Source organism: Sulfuricella sp., assembly GCF_035531155.1.
Classification (GTDB): Bacteria; Pseudomonadota; Gammaproteobacteria; order Burkholderiales; family Sulfuricellaceae; genus Sulfuricella.
In genome coordinates, this window is the sequence record NZ_DATKTK010000036.1 from 1 (window position 1) to 4420 (window position 4420).

The 4420-nt window shown below is 55.4% G+C and carries 6 protein-coding genes and 1 pseudogene; 1 reads left to right on the plus strand and 6 read right to left on the minus strand.

Going from position 1 to position 4420, the window contains the following annotated elements; translation table 11 throughout:
- Positions 1–236: 236 nt before the first annotated feature.
- The 3 genes and pseudogenes from VMV64_RS07320 to VMV64_RS07330 all read right to left on the minus strand — a co-directional run.
- Positions 237–374, minus strand: a complete 138-nt coding sequence (locus VMV64_RS07320) for a hypothetical protein (RefSeq protein ID WP_325329298.1) — start codon at positions 372–374, stop codon at positions 237–239.
- 189 nt (positions 375–563) lie between these two features.
- Complete coding sequence (locus tag VMV64_RS07325) at positions 564–800, minus strand: hypothetical protein (protein WP_325329299.1); 237 nt, start codon at positions 798–800, stop codon at positions 564–566.
- Positions 801–1372: 572 nt separating this feature from the next.
- Positions 1373–1651 (minus strand): annotated as a pseudogene (locus VMV64_RS07330) (IS1 family transposase); the annotation flags it as partial.
- Positions 1652–1813: 162 nt separating this feature from the next.
- Here VMV64_RS07330 and VMV64_RS07335 point away from each other — a divergent pair.
- The gene (locus VMV64_RS07335) at positions 1814–2644 is read left to right on the plus strand and encodes a P63C domain-containing protein (protein ID WP_325329300.1); all 831 of its coding nucleotides are present in this window, start codon (positions 1814–1816) and stop codon (positions 2642–2644) included.
- A 550-nt stretch (positions 2645–3194) separates the two neighbouring features.
- Here VMV64_RS07335 and VMV64_RS07340 read toward each other — a convergent pair.
- Genes VMV64_RS07340 through VMV64_RS07350 form a run of 3 tightly spaced genes read right to left on the minus strand, consistent with a single transcriptional unit; the run spans position 3195 to position 4248 of the window.
- Positions 3195–3701 carry a hypothetical protein gene (locus VMV64_RS07340; RefSeq protein WP_325329301.1) on the minus strand — a complete coding sequence of 169 codons (507 nt, stop codon included), beginning with the start codon at positions 3699–3701 and terminating at the stop codon, positions 3195–3197.
- A complete protein-coding gene (locus VMV64_RS07345) occupies positions 3698–3904 on the minus strand; it encodes a hypothetical protein (RefSeq protein WP_325329302.1) in 207 nt (68 codons plus the stop codon). Before VMV64_RS07345 ends, VMV64_RS07340 begins: the two co-directional genes overlap by 4 nt.
- The gene (locus tag VMV64_RS07350; protein WP_325329303.1) at positions 3901–4248 is read right to left on the minus strand and encodes a DUF1937 family protein; all 348 of its coding nucleotides are present in this window, start codon (positions 4246–4248) and stop codon (positions 3901–3903) included. Before VMV64_RS07350 ends, VMV64_RS07345 begins: the two co-directional genes overlap by 4 nt.
- Positions 4249–4420 lie beyond the last annotated feature (172 nt).

The window sequence follows — 4420 nt, forward strand, 5'->3', positions numbered from 1 at the left end:
GAGCCGGGGCGTCGCGTATTGCGCGTTCTTCGAAAAAAGCGTCGGAGAATGGTTTGTCAGTTCGTACCGTTTAGCGCTTGGCCGCAACCATATCGGCGGCGGCAAGTATTTCAAGCAAATTGCCGACTGCAAACCGTTTGCCGCCCTCCCGGTGCTTCTGGATCTTGGTGCGATCTGATGCGCACCACCCCATCCCCCGCCGACGTCCTCGCCGCCCGCGAGGCTTCCGGCCTCACTCAAGCCGCCGCGGCGAAGCTCATCGGCGCCACAACGAGGGCCTGGTCGGCGTGGGAGAGCGAATCCCCGTCATGCCGCCCGATGCCCTGGGCGAAATATGAGCTTTTCCTGATTCTATCGGCCCACGGGTCGGTCATTGCGCCGAGGCGGTGACTGCGAAATCTTGCCGAGTGACCGCGTCTCGGCGACCCTTGGGCGCAGGCTTGTGGCCGGCTGGGCGGATTGTGGGGTTTATAAATCCCCGAAATTGTCTTGGCTGCGCAGAATTCCCGCTGCGTCGGTCATCGCCTGCCTTTCGGCCCCATCCGGCGCGGATGTCGGGTCGCCTAAAGTCGCCGCGGGGCGCGATTGCTGGCCTTCCCTGTGTGTGCCGCTCCACCGGCATAGCTTACCGCCGGCTCTTCGTCGCCTGCCCTGACTGCGGCCAATCCGGCGCGGATGAATTCCGGCTCCCGGCGTCCTGGCTGCCCGTAGGCAATCGTCAGGATACCGGGGCCAGAAATGAAAATCCCCGCGACCGTTAGGTGGCGAGGATTGGTGTTCTTCAGGGCGAGTTCTTCCATTAATTGGGAGTGGGAGCATCTCGTTTCCGGCTCACAGTCCGGCTTTATCCCTCTACAGGCTTTATACGCTCAGATTTTGAAGGTGTCAATCGGTTGTAACTCCTGGGTAGTGTCTCAGTTTGAAATACCTGTTCGGATGATCATTAAATAATGCGAACAATCGGGTAGGGGACAGGGTTGCCCCTGTCGCCCTCCCACACCACCGGACGTGCGGTTCCGCATCCGGCGGTTCATTGAACACACAAGATCACTGCCAGCGCTCAAATGACTAGCCAGTTTCCCATAATCGACTTTTACACCACCAAGATGATGCTGAAAAAGCTTATCTAAATAAGCACCATCGATGAAGATTGCGCAGCGATCCATTTACTATTCCCCCAAGTCATAAACAACGGGCCGATGAAGCACTCGCTTCATCGGCCCTATATGCTGACCCGACATCCGTTTGAACGCCGGGGAGGATAACAACCCTTAATCCGTTAGAACTAAGGGGAAGATACTTTGCAGACTTTAACACCGCCAACATATTTTTGCAAGACTTCATTTGGTGCGATGCGCACGCTCTTTGATGCTCAATCTGCAAGCTTTGCGATTTCCTCAAGAGTCCACACATGTTCTGAAATTCCCGCTTCCATCGCAGGTGTCACGCGCAGGGTCTTGTGAATGCGCCCAAAATTATAGTGCATGAAGTGCAGCGCCACGGCATGTTCTAGGTTCTCTATCTTCTTGCTGAATCCATTGGTCAGCCGCGTTAAGCGGCGCATGCTCATCCGCATGGTCAAGTTCTGGCGCTCGACGTAACTGGTTGAGACCTCCTTCATATCGGGATCTCCCTTGATGGTGCGTTTCTCAGCCCTCACAAAACCAGCCGGGCTGTAGCGGCGACCGTTCGATGGGCCAAAGTTAGCGCTGGTGACCAAATCGAACCAGATGTGGTCACGGAAGATGAGGTCATAGAGCCAAGTACTGAGATGCCTATTGCCAGGTGGCGAGGCGCGCTAAACATTGTTGGCATGGAAGTCCCGTGCTACGTCCTTGACAACGGCACGAAGATAATTGGGCGTACTTCGGCAACAGAACTTTTAACCGGGATAAAAGGCGGTGGGGCGCTCGAGAAATACATAGGCGTAAAGGCACTAGAACCATACATAAACAAAGAGTTAGTTCTCGAGCGACTTATTCCATTTCGCCTCCTCGAAGTTGAGGGTCTAGAGAAGGCAGTGAAGGGATTACCTGCCGATTTGATGATTGAGATTTGCCAGGGATTTGTTGCCGCCTTGCAAGCATCGTTTGACCCGGCGTCAGAAACCAAGATGACTGATCGCCAACAACAGATGGCAATCAAAGCAAGCATGTTTTTGTCTGCTTGCGCCAAGATTGGGTTAGAAGCACTGATAGACGAAGCAACCGGCTACCAGTACGAGCGAGCAGAAGATGCGCTCCAGGTAAAACTTCGGGCATTTATTGCAGATGAGTTGCGCGCATGGGAAAAAACATTTCCTGACGAGCTTTGGGTTGAGTTTGGGCGGCTCACAGGATGGAAAGGAACGCTGCATAGTCGGCCAAAGTGGTGGGGTAAGCTGGTGATTGAGATGATTTACGATACTCTAGATCCTGACGTGGCTATATACATCAAGACGCATAAGCCGCCCATGGGAGTTCGTTGGCATCGGCAACTTACAGAAAATGTCGGGGCCAGACAGCTTGTATCGCGATGCTATGAAGTTATTGGCATGGCAAAAACCTGCCAAGACATGAGGGAGCTACGTGACAAGGTTGCAGAACACTACGGGAGGCATCCCGTGCAATTCAGAATGTATCTCCCAAGACGAGAGGACTCCTAGCTAAAGGCAGCTATTCGCTTTCCTCTCGAGAAGCTGCCCACCGCGCAGTCGCTGCCTTCTTCGCAATCTCTGACCGCTTTTCAGCGGTCAGTTTTTTTGCTCGGGCCGCGCCGCCCTTCAATCCGCCAAGCCGACCGAGCGCAACCGCAGCCGGGTTCTTCTCCGGCTGTTCCAGCTGCGCGGGTTCCTCTCCCGTGGCCTGATCTACGATGGATTTTGCTAGTTGGCTGAGGTCTAGCCGACCTTTGCTTGAGCGTTTAGGCATGGTGCTTTGAGTATGCACATGCGCCATCCACTCGTCAATCTCAGTTATTTTCAAACTGAGACACTACCAACTCCTGCCAATCGGCCACCAGCCTTTCGCTCTCGACTCATCAATGGCCACACCGCGATGGTAAATAATGATGCCAGACCTGTCCTGAGCAACAATCATCGTTGTATGGCAGTCATCCAGTTGAGCCCCATCACGCATCAGAACAACGATTCTACGTCCTGGACCTGGACGCTGATGCATCGGATTCAGTCGAATCGGCTCAGGCTTACTCATCCGTCAATCTCCCAATTTCCGCCCAGCATCCCCAACCGTCTCGCTATCCCGCGCGCGCGCCCACTTTAACACCTGCTCATATTTCCGCGCCCAGGCGTGCCAATTATCCCTCGGCACCCCAGCAGCTCGCGCCCGCTCCGAATCCGTCCAGCGATGCACGCCGACCCCTCCGCAGGCCGGGCAAACCTGCCTAACACCATCCAAACGCTGCTCAGACGCTCCTTTGCATGACCGGCATTGCCAGTGCATCACCTCCAGGATTGCGGCCGTGGCGAGCCATTTTGACGGCTCCATCGATAGGCGCATGGACTGCCGAGCATGGCGAGCCAGGATGAGGATCGCCCGACGCAGCGCATTGACGTCATAGTCCTTGGCGCGCATCAAGTCCGAACCGATACTACTTGCTCCGGACAGTGCCGCGACATACTCGACGGAGCGGATCTGCTCGTCCTTGGCGCCCAGGTCAGAGGTGACACAGCTCTGTGCTAATATTTCAGGGAAACCCATCACGTCCTCTCTTTCGGGTAAATTTTATCGGCCACGGTGATCAATTCCAGGGCAAGCGGTTCTGGTAAATCGGGATCGTTCAGATCCACAAAAAAACACCGGCTATGCCGGTAGAGTCGCCATCTCACGTTGTAGGCGAAATAGGGTTGGTTGATGAATGGCGCCAGGGCGCAGCGCGGAGGCTTGGGCGAATTGCCTGACTTCATGCAACCTCCGCAGGATCGAGATACCAGATCGGCATCCCGCGCTCGCCGGCAAAGGCAATCTCTTGCTTGATGCCTGCGCTTTCCAGGAAGCCAGGAAGCAGTAGGACGCAAAGCTCGTCCGCTTTCGCCAGCCAGGGAAGGTCTTGCGCCATCCAGAATTTCCCCGACTGTTGCGCGTCGAACCCATGGATTTCGACAGGGTGAGAATGGGCAATTGGCGAGAAGACGAATAGCCCTTGGCGCATGAGGTGAGCGGCTGCGCGGCAGGCGTCTATCCAGCGCTGGTGACGGATGGATTCGCTGGGGTGACTGTAGGGGCTGCCGAGATAGACCAGCTTGCTCACGAGATCACCTTGTAGGCGATGATGTTCTTCCAGTCAGCTCCATCATGATGCCTCCAATCCCATATGGACGCCCGCCTTGTTTTAGTGCTCACTTCTCCGCTAGCAAATTTCACGGAAACATTCGGGTCACCGGAAACAGGGCATTCCCCGCCATTCCACTCTATCCAGCCAT